Annotated in this window: 21 protein-coding genes, 2 tRNA genes and 1 other RNA gene; 10 read left to right on the forward strand and 14 right to left on the reverse strand. The window is 66.1% G+C overall.

The genetic code is table 11. The features are described 5' to 3' along the window. Nucleotides 1-12: 12 nt before the first annotated feature. Nucleotides 13-97 (forward strand) — tRNA-Ser (locus ACXIQ9_RS08325). Nucleotides 98-107: 10 nt separating this feature from the next. On the opposite strand, the gene ACXIQ9_RS08330 is transcribed toward ACXIQ9_RS08325, so the two are convergent. After that, nucleotides 108-350, reverse strand: coding sequence for a hypothetical protein (locus tag ACXIQ9_RS08330; RefSeq protein ID WP_296416319.1), 243 nt, complete (start codon nt 348-350; stop codon nt 108-110). Nucleotides 351-466: 116 nt separating this feature from the next. Here ACXIQ9_RS08330 and ACXIQ9_RS08335 point away from each other — a divergent pair, with 116 nt between their 5' ends. Then, nucleotides 467-1,663 (forward strand): glycosyltransferase, encoded by a 1,197-nt coding sequence (locus tag ACXIQ9_RS08335; RefSeq protein WP_459016358.1) that lies wholly within the window; start codon nt 467-469, stop codon nt 1,661-1,663. A gap of 76 nt (nt 1,664-1,739) precedes the next feature. Beyond that, nucleotides 1,740-2,423, forward strand: coding sequence for an undecaprenyl-phosphate galactose phosphotransferase family protein (locus ACXIQ9_RS08340; RefSeq protein WP_247479346.1), 684 nt, complete (start codon nt 1,740-1,742; stop codon nt 2,421-2,423). On the opposite strand, the gene cbiB is transcribed toward ACXIQ9_RS08340, so the two are convergent. Genes cbiB through ACXIQ9_RS08365 form a run of 5 tightly spaced genes read right to left on the reverse strand, consistent with a single transcriptional unit; the run spans nt 2,397 to nt 7,034 of the window. Beyond that, nucleotides 2,397-3,422 carry an adenosylcobinamide-phosphate synthase CbiB gene (gene cbiB / locus ACXIQ9_RS08345; RefSeq protein WP_459016359.1) on the reverse strand — a complete coding sequence of 342 codons (1,026 nt, stop codon included), beginning with the start codon at nt 3,420-3,422 and terminating at the stop codon, nt 2,397-2,399. The two genes, ACXIQ9_RS08340 and cbiB, sit on opposite strands and share 27 nt — an antisense overlap. Before the next feature lie 19 nt (nt 3,423-3,441). Continuing rightward, a complete protein-coding gene (ilvC, locus tag ACXIQ9_RS08350) occupies nt 3,442-4,437 on the reverse strand; it encodes a ketol-acid reductoisomerase (RefSeq protein WP_247479342.1) in 996 nt (331 codons plus the stop codon). 60 nt (nt 4,438-4,497) lie between these two features. Next, on the reverse strand, nt 4,498-5,100 hold the full coding sequence (locus tag ACXIQ9_RS08355; protein WP_010318135.1) for an ATP-dependent Clp protease proteolytic subunit: 603 nt from the start codon (nt 5,098-5,100) through the stop codon (nt 4,498-4,500). 36 nt (nt 5,101-5,136) lie between these two features. Then, nucleotides 5,137-5,814: an ATP-dependent Clp protease proteolytic subunit gene (locus tag ACXIQ9_RS08360; RefSeq protein ID WP_010318134.1), complete on the reverse strand. Its 678-nt coding sequence runs from the start codon at nt 5,812-5,814 to the stop codon at nt 5,137-5,139. A gap of 32 nt (nt 5,815-5,846) precedes the next feature. Next, entirely contained in the window at nt 5,847-7,034 is a 1,188-nt protein-coding gene (locus tag ACXIQ9_RS08365; RefSeq protein WP_247479341.1) for a PIN/TRAM domain-containing protein, read from the reverse strand. Here ACXIQ9_RS08365 and hemW point away from each other — a divergent pair. Next, nucleotides 7,018-8,304 (forward strand): radical SAM family heme chaperone HemW, encoded by a 1,287-nt coding sequence (gene hemW / locus ACXIQ9_RS08370; protein WP_459016360.1) that lies wholly within the window; start codon nt 7,018-7,020, stop codon nt 8,302-8,304. The two genes, ACXIQ9_RS08365 and hemW, sit on opposite strands and share 17 nt — an antisense overlap. On the opposite strand, the gene panB is transcribed toward hemW, so the two are convergent. Beyond that, entirely contained in the window at nt 8,207-9,043 is an 837-nt protein-coding gene (gene panB / locus ACXIQ9_RS08375) for a 3-methyl-2-oxobutanoate hydroxymethyltransferase (RefSeq protein ID WP_459016361.1), read from the reverse strand. The genes hemW and panB overlap by 98 nt on opposite strands. 45 nt (nt 9,044-9,088) lie before the next feature. Here panB and ffs point away from each other — a divergent pair. Then, nucleotides 9,089-9,185: signal recognition particle sRNA small type (gene ffs, locus ACXIQ9_RS08380), an RNA gene on the forward strand. Between the two features lie 64 nt (nt 9,186-9,249). Here ffs and ftsZ read toward each other — a convergent pair. The 5 genes from ftsZ to miaB form a co-directional block, all read right to left on the reverse strand. Further along, on the reverse strand, nt 9,250-10,392 hold the full coding sequence (gene ftsZ, locus ACXIQ9_RS08385; protein ID WP_029626421.1) for a cell division protein FtsZ: 1,143 nt from the start codon (nt 10,390-10,392) through the stop codon (nt 9,250-9,252). A 106-nt stretch (nt 10,393-10,498) separates the two neighbouring features. Next, nucleotides 10,499-11,335 (reverse strand): cell division protein FtsQ/DivIB, encoded by an 837-nt coding sequence (locus ACXIQ9_RS08390; protein WP_459016362.1) that lies wholly within the window; start codon nt 11,333-11,335, stop codon nt 10,499-10,501. Further along, the gene (locus ACXIQ9_RS08395; protein ID WP_010318124.1) at nt 11,332-11,742 is read right to left on the reverse strand and encodes a hypothetical protein; all 411 of its coding nucleotides are present in this window, start codon (nt 11,740-11,742) and stop codon (nt 11,332-11,334) included. The genes ACXIQ9_RS08390 and ACXIQ9_RS08395 overlap by 4 nt, the downstream gene beginning before the upstream one ends. Continuing rightward, nucleotides 11,739-12,833, reverse strand: a complete 1,095-nt coding sequence (locus ACXIQ9_RS08400) for a D-alanine--D-alanine ligase family protein (protein WP_424175164.1) — start codon at nt 12,831-12,833, stop codon at nt 11,739-11,741. Before ACXIQ9_RS08400 ends, ACXIQ9_RS08395 begins: the two co-directional genes overlap by 4 nt. Before the next feature lie 53 nt (nt 12,834-12,886). Continuing rightward, entirely contained in the window at nt 12,887-14,272 is a 1,386-nt protein-coding gene (gene miaB, locus ACXIQ9_RS08405) for a tRNA (N6-isopentenyl adenosine(37)-C2)-methylthiotransferase MiaB (protein WP_296416328.1), read from the reverse strand. Between the two features lie 70 nt (nt 14,273-14,342). Between miaB and ACXIQ9_RS08410 the strand changes: the two genes are divergently transcribed. Then, nucleotides 14,343-15,398, forward strand: coding sequence for a dipeptide epimerase (locus ACXIQ9_RS08410; protein ID WP_459016363.1), 1,056 nt, complete (start codon nt 14,343-14,345; stop codon nt 15,396-15,398). Further along, a complete protein-coding gene (locus tag ACXIQ9_RS08415) occupies nt 15,398-16,480 on the forward strand; it encodes a DUF1611 domain-containing protein (RefSeq protein WP_459016364.1) in 1,083 nt (360 codons plus the stop codon). Before ACXIQ9_RS08410 ends, ACXIQ9_RS08415 begins: the two co-directional genes overlap by 1 nt. Nucleotides 16,481-16,525: 45 nt before the next feature. On the opposite strand, the gene ACXIQ9_RS08420 is transcribed toward ACXIQ9_RS08415, so the two are convergent. Continuing rightward, a tRNA-His gene (locus ACXIQ9_RS08420) sits at nt 16,526-16,598 on the reverse strand. 40 nt (nt 16,599-16,638) lie between these two features. Between ACXIQ9_RS08420 and ACXIQ9_RS08425 the strand changes: the two genes are divergently transcribed. The 3 genes from ACXIQ9_RS08425 to ACXIQ9_RS08435 are packed head-to-tail and all read left to right on the forward strand — an operon-like array spanning nt 16,639 to nt 19,750. Further along, the gene (locus tag ACXIQ9_RS08425; protein ID WP_459016365.1) at nt 16,639-17,064 is read left to right on the forward strand and encodes a DUF4359 domain-containing protein; all 426 of its coding nucleotides are present in this window, start codon (nt 16,639-16,641) and stop codon (nt 17,062-17,064) included. Nucleotides 17,065-17,075: 11 nt separating this feature from the next. Continuing rightward, nucleotides 17,076-18,353, forward strand: a complete 1,278-nt coding sequence (locus ACXIQ9_RS08430; protein ID WP_459016366.1) for an amidohydrolase family protein — start codon at nt 17,076-17,078, stop codon at nt 18,351-18,353. Further along, nucleotides 18,353-19,750 carry an FAD-binding oxidoreductase gene (locus ACXIQ9_RS08435; protein WP_459016367.1) on the forward strand — a complete coding sequence of 466 codons (1,398 nt, stop codon included), beginning with the start codon at nt 18,353-18,355 and terminating at the stop codon, nt 19,748-19,750. Before ACXIQ9_RS08430 ends, ACXIQ9_RS08435 begins: the two co-directional genes overlap by 1 nt. Here the strand turns inward: ACXIQ9_RS08435 and ACXIQ9_RS08440 are convergent. After that, nucleotides 19,747-20,274, reverse strand: coding sequence for a pentapeptide repeat-containing protein (locus tag ACXIQ9_RS08440; protein ID WP_459016368.1), 528 nt, complete (start codon nt 20,272-20,274; stop codon nt 19,747-19,749). The two genes, ACXIQ9_RS08435 and ACXIQ9_RS08440, sit on opposite strands and share 4 nt — an antisense overlap. Between the last annotated feature and the right edge of the window lie 16 nt (nt 20,275-20,290).

The following is a 20,290-nucleotide window of genomic DNA, read 5'->3' on the forward strand; positions in this document are numbered from 1 at the left end:
GCCGGGTCGCCTGGAGAGGTGGCTGAGTGGTCGAAAGCGAACGACTCGAAATCGTTTGAAGGGCAACCTTCCGTGGGTTCGAATCCCACCCTCTCCGTTGTTATCGATCAGCTGTGGAAGACCAGGACCAGCCCTTGGCTGACCTGGTGAAATTCCCGTTCTTCGCGGCTCAGATCGAGTCCGACCTGGAGACCCTCCTTGAGGGCGTTGTCATAGGGGGGTGGTGTCGGTGCCTGGCCGGCGGTCCAGAGGGCGGCGATTCCCACCGAGGTGGCGTGCCAGCTAAAGCAATCGGTGTTGCCAATGGAGGGAGCCTTCAGCTCGTCTTCCAGTAGCTCGCGGATGGCCATGGCTCAGGAACAGTCCTCTCAGCATTCAGAGTTCGCCGTTCGCCGGCAATCAGCTGAGAGGTTTCGTGACCTGACGGGCAATCAAACTTCAAGGGAACGCCCTTAGGCTTCGGCCCATGCTTGCTGGAATTGGGCCGATCGCCCTGGTGCACGAGTGGTTCACCCCCCGGTCGGTGGGCGGCTCTGAACTGGTGGTGCAGGAGCTCGATGCCCTGCTGCAGCAGCCCCAACTGTTTGCCCTGGTGGATGGGGAGAGTCGTCGCCGCGGCAGTTGGCTCGCCGGTCGCTCGATCATCAGCTCCTTTGTGCAGCGCCTGCCCTTTGGGGTCAGTCACGTTCAGCAGTACCTGCCGCTGCTGCCGATGGCGATTGAGCAGCTCGATCTGACGGGTTACCCCCTGGTGCTTAGCAGCAGCCATCTGGTGGCCAAGGGTGTGCTGACTGGTCCGGACCAGTGCCATCTGAGCTACGTCCATACCCCCGTGCGCTACGCCTGGGATCAGATGCACGCCTACCTGCGCCAGTCCGCCCTGGCCCGGCGTGGTCTGGGGCCATTGATTCGCGCGCATCTGCATCAACTGCGTCAGTGGGATGTCCTGAGTGGCCAGCGCCCGGATCAGCTGCTGGCGAACTCCCGCTTTACGGCCTCGCGCATCCGCCGCTACTGGGGCCGCGAGTCCACCGTGGTGCACCCCCCGGTGGAGGTCGATCGTTTCCGTTGGGATCAACCCCGCGATGACGTCTACCTCTGCCTGTGCCGTCTGGTTCCCTACAAGCGTGTGGATCTGGTGGTCGAGGCCTTCAACCGCACGGGGCTGCCCTTGGTGGTGATCGGTGATGGGCCCGAGCGCGCGCGCCTGCAGGCCATGGCCGGTCCCAATGTTCGGCTGCTGGGTCGCCTTCCCCAGGACGACGTCAACGCTTGGTTGAGCCGTTGCCGCGCCTACGTCTACGCCGGCCTCGAGGACTTCGGCATCGCCCCGGTGGAGGCGATGGCGGCTGGGGCGCCGGTGATTGCCTTAGGGCAGGGCGGCCTATTGGATACGGTCCGCTGCATCCAACGCGGGGACAGCCAGCCCACGGGCCTGCTCTTCCCGGACCAGCAGGTGACCTCGCTTGTGGCGGCCCTGGAGACCTTTGAGCAGCGGCGGCTCTGGCAGCAACTCCCCGCTGAACGGCTCAGGCGCTGGGCGGAGGGCTTCAGCCCCCTGCGTTTCCGTGCGCGGATGGAGGCGGTGATTGAGCAGAGCTGGAACCGCCATCAACGGACGCGGCAGGAACGCAGCCGAGCCCTGCCTGTGCCTATGGCTTGAGTGACCGCGGCGGGGTGTCGCTGCGAACACTCGACTTCTTTAATGACAGCTGGAAGCTGCCAAATCACTGCGCCGTTTGTCCGCCGTTGACTCGATTCCCGCTGAATCCACGGCCAGCTCTTGGCTGAGGGCTCAGTCCAAGCGCGGACGCATCCTCAAGCGTGTCGGTGACATCAGCTTTTCGCTGTTGGTCTTGATCCTGGGTTCGCCGCTGCTGTTGCTCTTGGCCCTGCTCGTCAAGCTCAGCTCCAAAGGATCGGTCTTCTATTGCCAGCGCCGCATTGGCCGCGGCTACAAGGGGTTTGGCTGCCTGAAGTTCCGCACGATGCGCAAGGACGCCGATCGCGTTTTGGCCTCGGTCTTGGCTTCTGATCCGGTGCTGCGGGCTGAATTTGAGCGGGATTTCAAGCTCAAGAACGATCCCCGCATCACGCCCATCGGCCGTTTCCTGCGTCGCTCCAGCCTCGATGAGCTGCCGCAGTTCATCAATGTGCTCAAGGGCGAGATGAGCGTGGTGGGCCCCAGACCGATCGTTTGGGATGAGCTGGAGCGCTACGGCCGCACGATGGATGAGGTGCTGGCGGTCCGCCCGGGCCTGACCGGCCTCTGGCAGGTCTCTGGCCGCAACAACCTGCCCTACGAAACCCGGGTCAAGCTTGATCTCTTCTACGCCCGCAACCGAAATTTCTGGCTCGACCTCGGCATCGTTCTGCGCACGATTGGGGTGGTGCTCCTACCGATGGACCGCGGCGCCTACTAGTAGCGCTGCCGCTAACCACAGGACCTCAAGCCTGCGGCTCAGGCCCAGCAGCCGCTCCACATCACTGGCCTCGGGGGCCGGAGCTCCAGCTGCCAGCAGCGGTTTCTGGGTCTCCCGCTCCCCGTAGCGATTGACCCCGCCCAGTTGAACGCCCAGGCAGTGGGCGTAGATCGCCTGGGAGACTCCGGCATTGGGGGAGGGATCGGGCTGGCCTTCCTGCAACGCCAGCTGGGCGAGGGTTATTGCTCGTCTGGCTGTGCGTCCTTGGACCAGCGGCAAGCTCAGGGCCACGAGCCGGCAGGGCAGCCAGACCAGCAGGTCATCGAGCTTGGCTCCGGCCGTGCCAAGCCAGCGCAGGCTCCCTCGGCGGTAGCCGAGCATGGAATCGAGGGTGCTGGCGGCTTTGAACCCCCAGGCGAACGCCAACGGGCCAGGCCCCCCGTACGGCCAAAGGGCAGCCCCGATCACCATCCAGAACAGCGGCGCGAACAGCCCATCAACGGCGTTTTCGCTGGCGGTCTCCGCGGCGGCCCGCAGGATCTCCTGGCGGCTTAACTCCGTCGTGTCTCGCCCAACGATCCAACCCAAGGCCGTTCGCGCTGGCCCGAGTTCCGTGGACGTTTTGAGCGCCGCCAGGACGGCCTGCACCGCCTGCTCCAGGCTGCGGCCGGCCAGGGCGCTGGCCAGCGCGATCAGCAGCAGCGGCCAGGTCCAGGGGCGCGTCTGGCAGATCTCCTCGAGCCACCAGCCGGCGCCGCCGCTGCCGAGCACCAACAGCAGGGTGATGCCACAGCCCGCCAACCGCAGGCGCCTCGGGGATCCTTTGGCCCAGCTCTCCGCCAGCTGGCGCAGCCGGCTGATCCACCAGCCCATCACCACAACCGGGTGCAGGCACCAGCGCGGATCCCCCACCAGTCGATCGAGACCGGCCGCGGCGAGGACCAATAAAAAAGGGTGGATCCCCGAGAAGGAATCCACCCCTGAAGCGAGCAGCGTCATGGCTGCAGAGCGGCCTGAATCAGGCGGACTTCAGCCAGGAGAACATCGAGCGCAGGCCTTTGCCCACGTTCTCGATCGGGTGCTGGCTGTCGCGGTCGCGGATCTTCTGCATCTCAGGCTTACCGGCTTCGCATTCAGCCACGAAGTTGCGGGCGAAGGTGCCGTCCTGGATGTCGCCCAGGATGCGCTTCATCTCGGCCTTGGTCTCGGCGGTGATCAGGCGAGGGCCGCTGACGTAGTCGCCGTACTCGGCGGTGTTGGAGATGGAGTCGCGCATGGCGGTCAGGCCGCCCTTGACCATCAGGTCAACGATCAGCTTCACCTCGTGCAGGCACTCGAAGTAGGCCAGCTCGGGCTGGTAACCGGCTTCCACGAGGGTCTCGAAACCGGCCTTGACCAGCTCGGAGAGGCCACCGCAGAGAACGGCCTGCTCACCGAAGAGGTCGGTCTCGGTCTCTTCCTTGAAGTTGGTCTCCAGGATGCCGGCGCGGGTGCCGCCGACGCCCTTGGCGTAGGCCATGGCCAGGCCGCGGGCATTGCCGGTGGCGTCCTGGTGGATGGCGAACAGAGCGGGGACGCCCTGACCGTTCTGGTACTCCCAACGGACGGTGTGACCGGGGCCCTTGGGGGCGATCATCACGACGTCAACGTCGGCGGGGGGCTTGATCAGCTCGAAGCGGACGTTGAAGCCGTGGGCGAAGCTCAGCACCTTGCCGGCGCTGAGGTGGGGGGCGATTTCTGCGTCGTAGACGGCCTTCTGGGTCTCATCGGGCAGCAGCACCATGATCCAGTCAGCCTTGGCCGAGGCGTCGCTGACGCTCAGCACTTCCAAGCCATCGGCCTTGGCTTTCTCGGCGGAGCGGCTGCCTTCGTAGAGACCCACCACCACGTTCACGCCGCTGTCCTTGAGGTTCAGGGCGTGGGCGTGGCCTTGGGAGCCGTAGCCAATGATGGCCACCGTTTTGCCGTTCAGCAGGCTGAGATCGGCGTCGGTGTCGTAGTACAGCTTGGCCATCAGGGGCTTCGGTTCAGCGCTAAGCAAGGATCGAGCTTACGAAAGCGCCGGCCGGCTCCCTCAGGCTTCGTTGGGATGGGCGATCACGCGGTCGATCAGGCCGTAGTTCATGGCCTCCTCGGCACTCATGAAGTAGTCCCGGTCGGTGTCCTTCTCGATCTTCTCGACCGGTTGGCCGGTCATGCCCGCCATGCTGTTGTTGAGCATGTCCTTCATGCGCAGGATCTCCCGCGCCTCGATCTCGATGTCACTGGCCTGGCGCTGGCTGGTGCCGCCCAGTGGCTGGTGAATCATGATCCGGCTGTGGGGTAGGGCGAGCCGTTTGCCCTTGGTGCCGGCGCCGAGCAGGAAGGCACCCATGGAGGCCGCCAGGCCCACGCAGATGGTCACCACGTCACTCTTGACGTACTGGATCGTGTCGTAGATCGCTAGGCCCGCGGTCACCGAGCCACCCGGGGAGTTGATGTACAGGTAAATGGGCTTGCTGTTGTCATCGGAGTCGAGGTACAGCATTTGCGCCACCAGGCTGTTGGCGATGGCGTCGTTGACCTCAGAGCCGAGGAAGAGGATGCGCTCCACACCGAGGCGGGTGTAGATGTCGACCCAACGCTCGTACTGGCTACCGGGAAGGCGGTAAGGAACGCTCGGGGTACCGATGGGCATGGCTGGTCGGGTGAGTGAAGAACGGGGAAAGAGAAATCAGCCGATGCCGCCTGGCACGGGTGAGGGGAGGTCTTTTTGGCTCGTCAGGACCCGATCGATCAGGCCGAACTCCACCGCCTGCTCGGCGGTCAGGTAGGTCATCCGATCGGAGGCCTTGGAGAGTTCTTCGGTGCTCTTGCCGGTGTTGGCCGCGAGCATCTCGAGCATGGTGCGCTTGTTATGCAGCACCTCCTTGGCCCGGATCTGGATGTCGCTGGCCTGGCCGCGGGCGCCGCTGCGGGGCTGGTGCAGCACGATCGAAGCGTGGGGCAGAGCAGCCCGGTGGCCCTTGGTGCCGGCGCTCAGGATCATCGCCGCGGTGCCCATCGCCTGGCCGATGCAGATGGTGTGCACCGGAGGTTTGACGTAGCGGATCGTGTCGGCGATGGCGAAGGCCTCGGTCTCAAAGCCGATGGCATCGCCTGAGTACCAGCTGGTGCCGGTGGAGTTGATGTAGAAGAAGATCGGCTTCTCCGGGTTGTCGAACTCCAGATAGAGGAGCTGGGCAATGATCAGCTCGGTGACGTCGATGCCCATCTGACGCTTGGCATCGTCATCACTGAAGAGGGGCAAACCCAGATAGACGATCCGCTCCTTCAGCAAGAGGGAGGGAAGGTCAGGCGGTGGGGTGCGCATCACGGCCGAATCGCCGTAGTAGGGGGCTGACACCGACATCCGCGGATCCACTGCTGGCATGAAGCCGGAGCCTAGCGGGGGTTGGCGGGGTCCTGATCGCCTTTGCCGCCGCGTTTCCCGCTGGCCTTGCTGCGATTGCGTGCATTGCTACCGCTTCCCTTCGGGGGAGTGGGGCCTGCGCTCTCGGTTCCCTCCCAGCCATCGCGCTTGGCGAAGACCATCCGGCCGGTCGGGGTCTGCAGCGCGCCGGTGACGGTGACCTGCAGGCGCTCGCCGCTGAGGCCGTGGCCGCCATCGACCACCACCATCGTCCCGTCCTCCAGGTAGCCCACCCCCTGGTGGGATTCCTTGCCATCGCGCACGACCTTGATGCTGAGTTCATCGCCCGGCTGCACCTCAGGTCGCAGGGCGATGACCAGTTCGCTGAGGTTCATCACCTTCAGCTCCTGCACCTCGCCGACCTTGGCGAGGTTGTAGTCGGCCGTCAGCAGGGTGCCGCCGGTGTCGGCGGTCAGCTTCAGCAGCTTGTCGTCGACGCCGTTGCCCTCGTAGCGGGTGGTGTTGACCACCAGGCGACGCCCGTAGCGCTCTCTCAGGTTGCTCAGCAGCTTGAGGCCGCGGCGTCCCTTGCCCCGTTTCTCGGTGTTGGAGGAGTCGGCCAGGGCCTGAAGCTCATCAATCACCGCCTGGGCCACGATGACCTGACCTTCCAAAAGTCCCGAATCGAGCAGGCCGCGGATGCGGCCATCGATGATCACGCTCGTGTCGAGGATCTTGGCGCTGGCGGGCATCAGCACCCCATCGGCCACCAGCAGGGCTTCGGTGCTGTTGGGGTTGAACAGGCGCAGCAGGGTGCGGCCATGGACCTCGGCGAGGTTGTAGCCCGAGACGCCAAAGAAGACGTTGGCGGCAATGGCCGCCAGCGGCTTCACCAGCACCAGCTCCCAAGGCAGGGAGAGGAACAGGATGGGGGAGATCAGCAGGTTGGCCACCAGCAGGCCCAGGATCAGACCCACGGCCCGGCTCACCAGCAGATCGGTGGGCATGGTGCGCACCTGCTCCATCAGCCGGCGCCGTAGGCGCTGGAAGACAAAGCCCGCGAAGAGGCCCGCTAAGGCGCCGCCACCCCCCAGGATCCAGCTCAGCTGCTCCAGGTTCTGGATGCGGATTAACTGTTGCTCCGGCAGCAGATCGACCCCGAGCCAGCCCGCGGCGGCTCCGGAGATCACGAACAGCACCAGGATGAGTGTGTCCACCATGGCGGGTGCTGTGGCTGCCAGTCGCTCGGAAGCAGCATGCCCTATTGCGGCGGGTTTGGCCCAGGGAGGTAACCGGCCTCTCCCGCGCAGCGCCTACCTGCACATTCCGTTTTGCCATCGCCGTTGCTTCTATTGCGACTTCCCGGTGGTGCCCCTGGGGGATCGAGCCGGTGGGGCCCCCGGGCAATCCGGCAGTCGCTCGATCGAGTCCTACCTGGATCTGCTCTGCGGGGAGATTGAGGCCTCGCCGGCTGGACCGCCCCTCTCCACCATCTATGTCGGGGGCGGCACTCCCTCAATGCTGACGGCCGAGCAGCTGCAGCGTGTGCTGCGGAGCTTGAAGAGGCGCTATGGCTTCGCGGCGGGGGCGGAGATCAGCCTGGAGCTGGACCCCGCCAGTTTTGATCAGACGCGCCTGCAGGGCTATCTCAAGGCAGGGGTCAACAGGGTCAGCCTGGGCGGTCAGAGTTTTGATGACGACGTTCTCGAGCGTCTGGGGCGCAGGCATCGCCGCAGGGACCTCCTCGAGGCAGCCGCCTGGCTTCAGCAGGCGCGCGTCCAGGGGGAACTGAGCAGTTGGAGCCTGGATCTGATTCAGAGCCTGCCGGGGGCGACGGTCGATCACTGGCGGGCGCAGCTGCAGCAGGCCCTCGCGCTGGAGCCCCCCCATCTCTCGGTCTACGACTTGATCGTGGAGCCCGGCACGGTGTTTGAGCGGCTGGAGTCCAGCGGTGAATTGCAGCTGCCTGAGGAGGACCTCTCCGCCGATTTGATGGAGCTGACCGCCGGCACCTTGGCGGCGGCTGGCTTTGGCCACTACGAGATCTCGAACTACGCCCTGCCGGGCCATGCCTCGCGCCACAACCGCGTCTACTGGAGCGGTGCGGGCTGGTGGGGCTTCGGCATGGGGGCGACGGCTGCCCCCTGGGGGGTGCGGCAGCCGCACCCCCGCACCCGTGAGGGTTACGCCGCTTGGCTGCAAAAGGCCCCTGGCGAGCTTGGGCCTCCCCAGCCCATGCCCAACGATGAGCGGGTGATGGTCGGTTTGCGCCGGCGTGAGGGTGTCCTGCTCACGCCGCTTCTGGCCGGGCTCGATCCGGCGGGACTGATGCAGCGCTGGCAGCCCTATTTGGAGCGTGGTCTGCTCCGCCGGGAAGGCCAGCGCTGGCGGCTCAGTGATCCCGAGGGCTTGGCTCTGAGTAATGCGGTGCTGCGGGAGTGGTTGGAGTGGTGGGAGGAGCAGGCTGAAGGCCCCCCACCCAGCCCCTGAGGGCGTCCACACAGAGCTCGCGGCCCTGCAGCAGGGGCGGGCAGAACGGTGGTTGTTTGGCGGTGAGCCCCAGGAGGTCGGCGGTCACCCGCACCTGGCCGTCGCACTCCTCACCGGCGCCAATACCAATGACGGGGATCTGGAGCTCTTGGCTGAGGGCGCCTGCTAACTCGGCGGGCACATGTTCGAGCACCAGCGCGAAGCAGCCGGCGGCCTGCAGATCGCGGGCTGAGCGCTTGAGGCGCTCTTGGCTGATGGGGTCCTTGGCCTGGCGGCGGTAGCCCAGGCGATGGACCGACTGGGGGGTGAGCCCCAGATGTCCCATTACCGGGATGCCGGAGCGCACGAGCCGATCGACAACGGCCAGGGTTTCCGGTTCCCCGCCTTCGAGTTTGACGGCGGCAGCGGGGCTGTTCTTGAGCACCTGTCCTGCTGCGGCCACGGCCTGATCGAGGCCGCACTGGTAACTGAGGAAGGGCAGATCCGTGATGATCAGCGGCTGCTGGTTGGCGGGGCGCTGCAGCCCGCGGCCCACGGCCCGGGTGTGCATCACCATCTCCTCCAGGGTCACCGGGAGGGTGGTGGCATGGCCGAGGACCACCATCGCCAGAGAGTCGCCCACCAAGATGGCGTCCGCCCCGGCCTCTTCCACGAGGGCCGCTGAGAGGGCATCCCAGGCGGTGAGCACGGCGATGGGCCGGCCCTCCTGCTTGCAGGTGAGTAGATCAGCAGGTCGCACCCGGCGATCACCTCATGGACGGGGGCTCATTGCTAGCATCCGACCGACTCGGACCCATGCGGCCCGGACGCCCAAATCTGGTCAGGACCGGAAGGGAGCAGCCACACGGGATGCTCTTGGCAGGCGTGGACTCCGGGTCACCCCATTTCAACGGCAATAAAAAAGGGGCCCCTGGGGCCCCTTTTTGCTGGTTCTCAGTCCAGAACTCAGTTGTTGTTTTGGCGGTTGAGCAGGAAGGAGGGGATGGCTGCACCAGGCAGATCGCCTTCGCCGCTGTCGCCGGCCACAAAGCTGTTCAAGGGCCGCTCGGGGCGATAGGCACCGCCGCCTTCGAAGCCCGTGGCGATCACCGTCACGTGGATCTCGCCTTCCAGCTTCTCGTCCACCACGGCACCAACAATGATGTTGGCCTCGGGGTCGACCACGTCGTAGATCACCTCAGAGGCGGTGGTCATGTCCTCAAGGGTCATGTCCTTGCCACCGCTGATGTTGATGACGCAGCCCTTGGCGCCGTCGATCCGTGCGGACTCCAACAGCGGGCTGTTGATGGCGGCCTGGGCGGCTTCGCTGGCGCGGGAACGGCCGGAGCCGACGCCCAGACCAAGCAGGGCGGTGCCCGCGTCGTTCATGACCGAGCGCACATCGGCGAAGTCAACGTTCACCAGGCCGGGCTTGGTGATGATGTCGGTGATGCCCTTCACGCCCATCCGCAGGACGTCATCGGCGGCGCGGAAGGCATCCTGCAGGGGTGCACCGGCAATGGCTTCCCGCAGCCGGTCGTTGGGGATCACGATCAGGGTGTCCACATGCTCGGACAGGCGGGCAATGCCCTCCTCGGCCTGACGCATGCGGCGGCGCCCTTCAAAGCCGAAGGGCTTGGTGACGATGCCCACGGTCAGGGCGCCGCATTCCTTGGCGACTTCGGCCACCACCGGAGCGGCACCGGTGCCGGTGCCACCACCCATGCCAGCGGCGATAAAGACCAGGTCTGCACCCTGGAGGGTCTGCGCCAGATCGGTGCGGGATTCTTCAGCCGCTTTTTGGCCGATGGCAGGGTTTCCGCCGGCCCCCAGGCCGCGGGTCAGCTTTTGGCCGAGCTGAACGCGCTGTTTCGCTGCCGACTGCAGCAGGGCCTGGGCATCTGTATTGAGTACGCGGTATCCAACGCCCTCGAGATCCGAGAGGATCATGCGACCAACGGCATTGCTGCCGCCGCCGCCGACGCCGATCACCTCGATGCGAGCGGACTGGCTAGGCACGATCCCCGCAGAACCATTGCTGGTGACGGCACTGAGGCCCTCGGGTGCGATCTCCATAGCCGGTGCAGTGCCGTTGGTGCTTCGCTGCATTATGTCGTTGTTCCTGCCAATCACAGGCCTAGATCGACATACCTTTGCCGGCAAAGGGCTTTAGCGCAACGCCCTGTCACCGTTTACGGGTTTTTGCTCCGGAGCTTCAGTCCGCTGCGGGCGGGGGTGTTTTGTCCGCCTTCGGCACCGGTTTGGCCGGTAGGCCCAGTTCGGGTTGATCCGGATCGCTGAGGTCAATGGACTTCAGCTTCAGATTTTTGATTTGACCGGGGAGCTCTGAGGAGAGGTGGCGCAGGACATCCAGGCGCTTGGCCAACTTGTCATCGGTCGGTCCGAGGTGAATGTCCCCCAGGGCCGCGGTGCGGAGCCAGAGGCTGCCATTGGGTTCAAAGCGCACCTGCAGCAGCGGACTGCCCAGGGCATCGCGCTCGGCTAGGACCCGCGAGAGTGAAGGGCGGAGACGCTCCTGCCAGCCCAGCACCATCACCGTTGGTGCGGCCGCCGGGGCGCCAGCGGATTGCTGACGGCGGGTCATCCAGTTCCCCAGGCGATCGACGTAGCCCATCTCAAAGCCCTTGCGGGTTCGGCGTTGGGCCTGGGCAACGGCCTCTCGATCCACCAGGGAGATCTGGAGCCGAGGGGGGAGCATCAGGCGGTTGACCTGGACCTGCTCGACAGGCAGGCCCGCCGAGAGGCGTTGAGCCAATCGCTTGGGCTGCAAGGTCAGCAGTTGCAACGGGAGTTGAAGGTCCCCCTCACGGATCACCTGGGCTCGACTGACCTGCCGGCTGCCAAGGACTTCGATTTGGTCTGGATCACGCACCACCCAGCCCTGTTGCAAGAGGCCCCAGCCCAGGGCCCCGGCACTGCCGCCCAGCACGGTCACGCGCCAGATCTGCTTCAAACGCTCTTGCCGCCGTTCCTGCCGGAGCTGGCGTCTGCGCTCGAGGGCTTGGCTCGAGCGCGAGGAGGCTGCGCTCACAACTCGCAGCGGGAGCGGGACATCAGCTGATCCCGCCAGCGGCGTGCGCGCTCAGCATCGGCAAAGGGCACATCCGCTTGCTGGCCACCGCCCATCAGCCGCAGTCGGCAGGCACCCTGCGCTTCCTCGGTCAGGGGCGCTTCCCCGGAACCCAAGGCCAAGAGGTCGACCTGATCGAGACCCTTGACCTCAAAGCTGCCCTTCTCGTTGAGCTTTCCCGACTCGAAGACGCACCAGGCGATGGTTCCGTCAATCAAGCGAGCGCCGCCGCCGTCGTCCAGCTTGGAGAGCTCGGCACCCTCAGCCCAGGCCCGAAACAAATTTTGGCGGCGGCGCTCCAGCCAACCGAGGGCGGTGATCAACGGAAAGATCACCAACAGAGGCAACCAGATCAGACCGTGACTCATGCCGCTTCGGTCCTCCTGGAGTGGCTGGGCTGCGCCGATTCTTGCGCCAGTTGCACCAATTCGTGCACCAACTCTTCAAGCGGTAACCCTGTTTTGGCCCAGAGCATCGGGTACATGCTCTGGCTGGTGAAGCCCGGCAGGGTGTTGATTTCGTTCAGCCAAAGGGCGCCACTGGCCTGCTCATAGAAGAAGTCCACCCGGGCCAATCCGGAGGCGCCGACCGCCCGGCAGGCGGCGATGGCCATCGTTCGGGCCCGCTCGCTGAGGGCCTCGGGCACCTCCGCAGGAATCACCGTGTGGCTTTTGCCGTCGCTGTATTTGGTGTCGTAGTCGTACCAGTCGGCGTCAAAACAGATCTCGCCGAGCACTGAGGCGCGCATCTGCTGCCCCCCAAGGACCGCGCACTCCAGTTCCCGGGCTTGGATGCCCTGCTCCACCACCATGCGGGGATCGTGCTGGGCCGCCAGGGCAAGGCCTTGCATGAGCTCAGCGCGGTTGCTCGCTTTGCTGATGCCAACGGATGAGCCAAGGTTGGCGGGCTTGATGAAGCAGGGATAACCGAGCTGCGCTTCCAGCTGCTGAACCAGCGCCTCCGGTTGCTCCTCGAGCTCCTGGGCATCGACGCAGGCATAGGGCACCTGGGGCAGTCCCGCCGCAGCGAAGGCCGCCTTCATCGCCTGTTTGTCCATGCCGACGGCCGAGCCCAGGACCCCCGAGCCCACAAAGGGCACCTGCATCAGGCTGAAGAGCCCTTGGATCGTCCCGTCTTCTCCGTTGGGCCCGTGGAGCACAGGGACCCAGAGTTCAACGTCCAGGGCCCCTTCTGGAAAGCCTTGAAAACCAGGCCGCAGGGGTGCGGCGGGCAGTTCACTGCGTTCGGCTGGTGTGCCCTTGGCCAGCACCGCATCGGCCACCGCCGGCGGCCACCAATGGCCCCATTGGTCGATGTAGAAACAGTCGAGCCGATAGCGCTGGGCGTTGGCCCCGGAGCGCAGGGCCGCGGCGACGGTGTTGGCCGAGCGAATCGAGACGGCGTGCTCGCCCGAGACACCCCCAAACACCAAACCCAAATTGATGGTTTCGGAGCTCATAGGGGCGTCAGATCAGGGGCCAAACGTATCAGTGATTCCGCCCTTAGCCAGCGTCAGGACAGGGCGATTCCGCTGAGGGAGAACGCCCGGACCTCCTCGATACGAACCTCCACCAGATCGCCGGCTTGCCACTGGCCTCCAGAGGCGCGGGCGGCGGGGAAGAAGGTCAGGCGGTTCGTGCGGGTTCGCCCCATCACCTGGTCCGCCTGTTTGGGATTCACCCCCTCAACGAGGACCTGCTCGGTGCGGCCGGCGTAGCGCGCGCTGCGCTCCTTGGCCTTGCGCTCCACCAGGGCGTTGATCTCCTGGAGCCGTTGCACTTTCACCTCTTCGCTCAACTGGTTGGGCCAGTCGGCCGCCGGGGTGTTGGGGCGGGGTGAGTAGGCGGCGGTGTTGACCTGGTCGAAGCCGATCTCGTCGATCAGATCGAGGGTGCGCCGGTACTGCGCATCGGTCTCACCGGGGAAGGCCACGATCACATCGGCGCTGATCGAGGCGTCGGGCATGCGATCGCGGATGCGGTCGATGATCCGGCGGTAGCGATCAATCGTGTAGCCCCGGGCCATGGCCTTGAGCACGTCGTCGTCTCCGCTTTGGAAGGGGACGTGGAAGTGCTCACAGACCTTGGGGAGATCTGCGCAGGCGTCGATCAGGCGCTCGGTGAAATAACGGGGGTGGCTGGTGGCGAAGCGAATCCGCTCGATGCCCTCGACGTCGTGGACAAACTGCAGCAGATCCGTGAGGGTGTGCTGACGGCGCCCCTCCGGCGTGATGCCAGGCAGATCGCGGCCATAGGCATCGATGTTTTGCCCGAGCAGGGTGATCTCTTTAAAGCCCTGGGCGGCCAGACCCTCCATCTCCAGCTTGATGGCCTCAGGCAGGCGCGACTGCTCTTTGCCGCGCACCGAGGGCACGACGCAGTAGGTGCAGCGCTCGTTGCAGCCGTAGATCACATTTACCCAGCCGCAGATGCTGCTGTCGCGGCGGGCGGTGGTGATGTCCTCAAGGATGTGGTGCTCCTCGGTGGCCACCACCTGTTGGCCCTGCTCAACCTGGCTGAGCAGGACATCGAGGCGATTGGCGTGCTGCGGCCCCATCACCAAGTCCAGTTCCGGCACGCGGCGCAGCAGCGATTCCCCCTCCTGTTGGGCAACGCAGCCGGCCACCACCAGGGTCAGGTTGGGGTTGACGCGTTTGCGCTGGGCCTGGCGACCTAGGTAGCTGTAGACCTTCTGTTCGGCGTTATCGCGGATCGTGCAGGTGTTGTAGAGGACCAGATCGGCCTCGAGTTCAGCCGTGGCTTCGCTGTAGCCCATCGATTCGAGGATCCCGGCCATGCGCTCGGAATCCGCCTTGTTCATTTGGCAGCCGAAGGTGGTGATCCAGTAGCTGCCGCGTCCCGTCGTGGACTGGGGAGCGCTCAGTTGTGTCGCCGTCATGCCACCAGTTTCCGGTATGGGCGGCGCGGGGGTGCGATCCGTGCCAGCTTGAAGGGGCAGCTGTCCTTCGATGCGCCTCCGTCTGAGCCGTTTTCGCCTCAGCAAAGCGGTGCCCTTGGCCATCAGCCGCGGCACGACCGCCGCTGTCGAGCACCTGCTGCTGGAACTGGACCATGACGGCATCACGGGCCGGGGCGAGACCGGTGGCTTTGATACGGGCCACCGGCACTACGAGACCGGCGCGGTTGCCGCGGAACTCGAGGCCCTGGCTCCCCAGTTGGACTCCCTGGAGCCCCAGCCCCTGCAGGCCCTGGAGCACCTTTTCAAGGACCTCAGCCCCCCGGCCCGCTGTGGCTTGGATTTGGCCCTACACGACTGGTGGGGGCAGCGTCTGGGGCAACCGTTGCATCGGCTTTGGGGCCTGGATCCGGCGGCCTGCGTCGCCACCAGCGTCACCCTGGGATTGGGCGCCTTGGAGTCGGTTTTGGCGCGGCTGGAGCGTTGGCGGCAGCAGCTGCCCGCCACGCGGGTGAAGTTGAAGTTGGGATCCCCCGATGGCCTGGACCACGACCGTCAGTTGGTGGCGGGGGTGCGCTCGGCCCTGCGTCCAGGCGATGAACTGCAGATCGATGCCAATGGCGGTTGGACGCTGGATGGCGCTCGCCAGATGATTCCCTGGTTGGCCGATCAAGGCGTGGTGCTGGTCGAGCAACCCTTGCCGCCTCTGCTCGATCTGGAAGCCGACCGGGCGGGTTTTGCCGCGCTGCATGGCCTGGCGCCCATTCCCCTGGTGGCCGACGAGAGCTGTTGGGATCTGGGTGATCTCCTGCGTCTGGCCCCCCATGTCGATGGCATCAATATCAAGTTGGTGAAGTGCGGCGGCCTCAGCGAGGGATGGCTGATGGCCCGCACGGCCCATCGCTTGGGGTTGAAGGTGATGCTCGGTTGCTACTCCGATGGCGGATTGCTCAACAGCGGTGCAGCCCAGCTGCTGCCCCTGGTGCATTGGCCGGATCTCGATAGCCACCTCAACTTGGTGGATGACCCCTTCTCGGGGCCCGAGCGCCATGGGGACCGGCTGCTTCCGGCGGCCCGGCCCGGCCTGGGTGTCCAGGAGGTGGGCTGATGCTTTCTGCTGAGCGTCCTGTGGTGCTGCTGCAGCACGGCGGGCTGGACAACCTCTCGGGCAAGACCGGCCTGGCGATGTTGCGCTACCGCTCTGGCCCAATCGTGGCAGTGGTGGACCCGGCCCACGCCGGTGAGTCTCTCGAAGCGGTGACCGGGATTCAGCGCCCCGTCCCGGTGTTGGCGAATCTGGAGGCGGCGCTGCCCTATGGACCCGAGGTGGCGGTGGTGGGCTTGGCGCCCTCCGGCGGCCGCCTACCGCTGGAGATGCGGGCTGATGTTGTGCAGGCCCTGCGGGCGGGATTGAGCCTCGCCAGTGGTTTGCACAGCCGCCTGGCGGATGACCCGGAGTTCGCGGCGATTCCCTTGGCGGCAGGCCAGTGGATCTGGGACCTACGCCATGAGCCGGCGGATTTGGAGGTGGCCACCGCCCGGTGCGCTGCCCTGCCGGGCCGGCGGGTGCTGGCGGTCGGCTCCGACATGGCCGTGGGCAAGATGAGCGCCTGCTTGGAGTTGCAGCGCTGCGGCCAGCAGCAGGGCCATGACGTGCGCTTTGTCGGCACTGGTCAGGCGGGGATTTTGATCAGTGGCCAGGGCGTGGCCTTGGATGCGGTGCGCGTCGACTACGCCGCCGGCGCGGTGGAAGCGGCGGTGCTGAAGGCGGCCGATGGAGCCACGGCTGAGACCTTGGTGCTGGTGGAGGGGCAGGGCTCCCTCTGTCATCCCGGCTCGACGGCGACTTTGCCCTTGATTCGGGGCAGTCAGCCGACGGCCCTCTTGCTGGTGCACCGGGCGGGGCAGACCCATGTGCGCACGCGGCCGGGGGCGGCTTTGGTGGCGATACCGCCTGTGCCTGAGGTGATTGCGGCCAACGAGGCCCTGGCCGCCCTGGCGCGCCCCGATGGCGCGCGTCCCAAGGTGCGGGCGATCTGCCTCAACACCGCCCTGCTGACGGAGGAGCAGGCCGAGCAGGAACGCTCGGCTTTGCAGGCGCAGACGGGTCTTCCCGTCTGGGATCCCGTTCGCCATGGAGCCTCTTCTTTGTTGGCAGCCTTGCTGGAGGCTGCGATTTGCTCCAAATAGGGCGAATCCCCTGATCCTCAGAGAGAATCAGGGGATTCTGGAAGGGGCGAGCGAGGGGACTTGAACCCCCGAATGCCGGGACCACAACCCGGTGCCTTAACCACTTGGCTACGCCCGCCAGGGCGCGCCGATCCTACCAATGCAACGGCTCTCGATCGATGACTGCCTCCACGGGTGATGGTCGCTGGACTTGGGTGGCGGCAGCCGGTGTCGGCCTCCTGGCGTTGGCCGTGACCAACCCCGGGACAGAGGACTTCGAGGCCTTTGCCGGCGATCAGTTGGTGCGGGCCGCCTCCAGGGAGCTCTGCGCCCCTGGATCCCTACCGCTCCTGGCACGATTGGTGATTCAGGACTGCCCCCAGCTGGTGGCCAGTCAGCGCAAGGTGCTGGGTCAGTTGGCGGCCGCCTCCAGCCGCCGCTACAACGCCGGTCTGTTCAGCGTCTACACCACTGAACTGGGTGGTCAGACCCTATTGCCCGGCTTCACGATCCCCCGCTACCGGGCCGTGACCCTGGCTGGCGCGGGTCAGCTGCTGGTGATTCAGAGTTCAGAACAAGCGGCGCAGGGTTTGGCGCAGCGTTGATCGCCTTGGAGATGGAGTCAGGCATCGAGCAGCGGCTGCAGTGTTTGGTGCCGCGGGCCCTGCTTGATCCCGAGCGCAGGGACTTGCCCTGCGGCGATGCCCAGGGATTGCTCCCGGTTGAGTTGGCGTGGCAGGGCACTCAGCTCCGCTCGATCCAACCCTGCCGGCAGAGCGGGTTGCCGTTGGCGCTGACCCCCTTGGTGGATCCCCATGTCCATCTCGACAAGGCCTTCAGCTGGCCAGGTTTTCCTAACTACAGCGGCCGGATGCAGGCGGCCCTGGAGCTGAACCTTGTAGAGGGACAAGAGCGCAGTGCCCAGCAGGTGCTGGAGCGGGGTGAGCGGGCCCTGGATCAAGCCTGGCGCTACGGCCTGCGGGGCCTGCGCAGCCATATCGACAGCGGTGGCCCCTGTTCGCGCCCCAGCTGGGATGCGCTGCTGCAGTTGCAGCAGCGCTGGCAGGAGCGGGTCCAGTTGCAGCTGGTGGCCTTGGCTCCCCTGGCCCACTGGGGCTCGAGTGAGGGCTTGGCGTTAGCCAAGCGGGTGGCGGCTGCGGGTGGTCTCCTGGGTGGGGTTTTGGGACCTCCCTTCCCCAGCAGTGGCTGCGATGGGGCGGAACTGGACCAGCTGCTGCGCTTGGCCGGCAGGTTGGGGTGTGGCATTGATCTGCACATCGATGAGTCCTCCGAGGCCCCCGCCGCCGGAGTGCAACTGCTGGTGCAGAGGCTCGAGCGCTTCCACCCTGGGGTGCCGATCACCTGCAGTCACGCCAGCAGCATGGGGCTCTTGAGTGCAGCCCAGGCCCGGCCCTTGGCCCGGCGGTTGCAGCGCTTGGGAGTGGCGGTTGTGGCCTTGCCCACCACCAATTTCTGGTTGTTGGGGCGCGAGCAGAGCGTGAGTTCCGGCTTCCGTCCCCTGGCCCCCCTGCGGCTATTGCAGCAGGAGGGGGTCGCGGTGGCCCTGGGGGCCGACAACGTCCAAGACCCCTGGTACCCCGGTGGGGACTTTGATCCGTTGGATTTGCTGCGGCTGAGCTTCCGCGCCACCCACACCCCCCCTTGGGAACGTCAGGGACTGATGCCGTTCACGACGACCCCCGCCCGCCTGCTCGGCCTGGATTGGGACGGGGTGCTGAGGGTGGGCGGACCCGCGGATCTGCTGTTGACCAGTTCCGGGAGTTGGTCGGAACTGCTGGCCCATTCCCCCCAGCGCCGTGTTCTTCGGCAGGGCCGTTGGCTGCCGCCGCCGGATCAGGCCCATCCCGATCCTCGGCTTGCCAATTTGGGCTGATGCAGAGCACCCCCGATCTCCCAGGCTCCCTGCCCCAGGGGCTCCCAGATCCCGCCAGCGCCGCTCAGCTGGAGGCCTTGGCGGCGGATCTGCGGGCGGCTGGATTGCCGCTGCTGCGCAGTGCCGGTGAGCTGGAGAGCCTGGCGGCCGATGGGTTCGTCTATTCGCCGGTGCTGCAACCGCTGCTCTGTGGTCTGCGCGCCCAAATCGGGGTGCGGGTGCAGGCCCCCGAGGAGGTGCAGCAGGTGGCCGCAGCCTGCTGCCGCCACGGCGTCAGCCTGACGGTGCGGGGTGCGGCGACGGGGAACTATGGCCAGTGCATCCCCTTGGCCGGTGGCCTGCTGCTGGAGACCAGCGGCCTGAACCGCCTGCGGCAGGTGGATCCCAGTTCCGGGGTGTTTACGGCGGAACCCGGGATTGTCTTGGCGGAGCTGGATCGCCAGTTGCTCGCCCATGGGCGGGAGCAACGGCTGTTGCCGAGCACCGTGCGCACCGCCAGTCTCGGCGGCTATGTGGCGGGGGGATCCGGCGGAATTGGTTCGCTGCGCTGGGGATTTTTGCGGGATCCCGGGCACCTGCTTGGGGTGGAGATGGTGACGCTTGAGGCGCAGCCACGGCTGCTGCAGCTCGATGCAAGCGCCGCCCGTCCCCTGAACCACGCCTATGGCACCAATGGAATCTTCACGGCCTTGACCATGGCGTCGGCGCCGGCGGTGGCCTGGCGACAGTGGGTGCTCGATTTTGAGGATTGGTCTGCTGCCCTGGCGGCGGCCCAGCAGCTCTCTGGCTCGGCCTTGGAACTCAAAGCCCTGTGTGTGCTGGAGGCCGCCGTGGCCGCACGCTTGCCCTGGCCCCAGGGCTGCCCGGACGGCAGCGGCGGCGCCCATCGTCTGTTGCTCCTGGCGGCACCGGATGCCACGGCCGTCCTGGAGTCGTGGATCAAGGAGTTGGGGGGACGGTTGAGTTGGAGCGCTCCCCAAGGGCAGAGCCGCGGCGTTCCCTTGCGAGAGCTCACCTGGAACCACACGACCCTGCATGTGCGCAGTCAGGATTCAGGTTGGACCTATCTGCAGTTGCTCTTGCCGCAGCCGGAGGCGCCCGCACTGGAGGCCCTGCGGGAGCGCTGGGGCGAGGATCTGCTGTGGCACCTGGAGGCGGTTCGCAGCCAAGGCCGTCAGCGTTTCGCCTGTCTTCCCCTGGTGCGTTGGCGGGGAGCGCAAGCCCTGCAGGAGTTGATCGACCAGGCCCGTGATCTGGGCTGCATGCTGTTCAACCCCCACGTCATCAGCGTGGAGGACGGAGGCCTCGGGGTGGTGGATGCGGATCAGGTGGATGCCAAGCGGGCCTATGACCCAGCTGGGTTGATGAACCCAGGCAAGTTGCGCGGCTGGACCTAGCAGCCCAGGCTGGCGCGGGTGTTGGCGCCCGTTGTCGGGTTGGTGCCTGAGGCGCTGATGCAGAAGTTGCGCTGATCGGCGCGATCGAGCAGGGCGTCGGTGAAGTCGGCGTTCTCCACCTGTGCACCCGTGAAGGTGCTGCCGGAGGCGATGACCCCAACCAGGACGGCATTGCGCAGGTCCGTGCCGCTCATGTCGGTGCGATCCAGCAGCACATCCGAGAGGTCGGCGCCGTTGAAGTTGGCGTCGGGGAAGGCCCCTTGGGTCAAGATCGCGCCATGGAGATCGGCGCCGCTGAAGTTGGCGGCCTTACCCACGGCGCCGGCGAAGGAGGTGTTGGCCAGTTGTTGGCCGGAGAAGTCCTTGCCGCTCTGGTTGGTGAGGGTGTAGTCGACGGTGTCCTGGAACAGGGCTCGATCCTGGAGGCCGACTCCGGCTGAGGTGTCGAGGGCCAGGGTCAGGCCTGGTGCACCCAGCAGGATCACCACGGCCCACAGCCAGCTGAAAAGACGGGTGACGGTCATGGCGGTGGTGGGGCCG

The sequence above is a fragment of the Synechococcus sp. LTW-G genome (assembly GCF_054459035.1).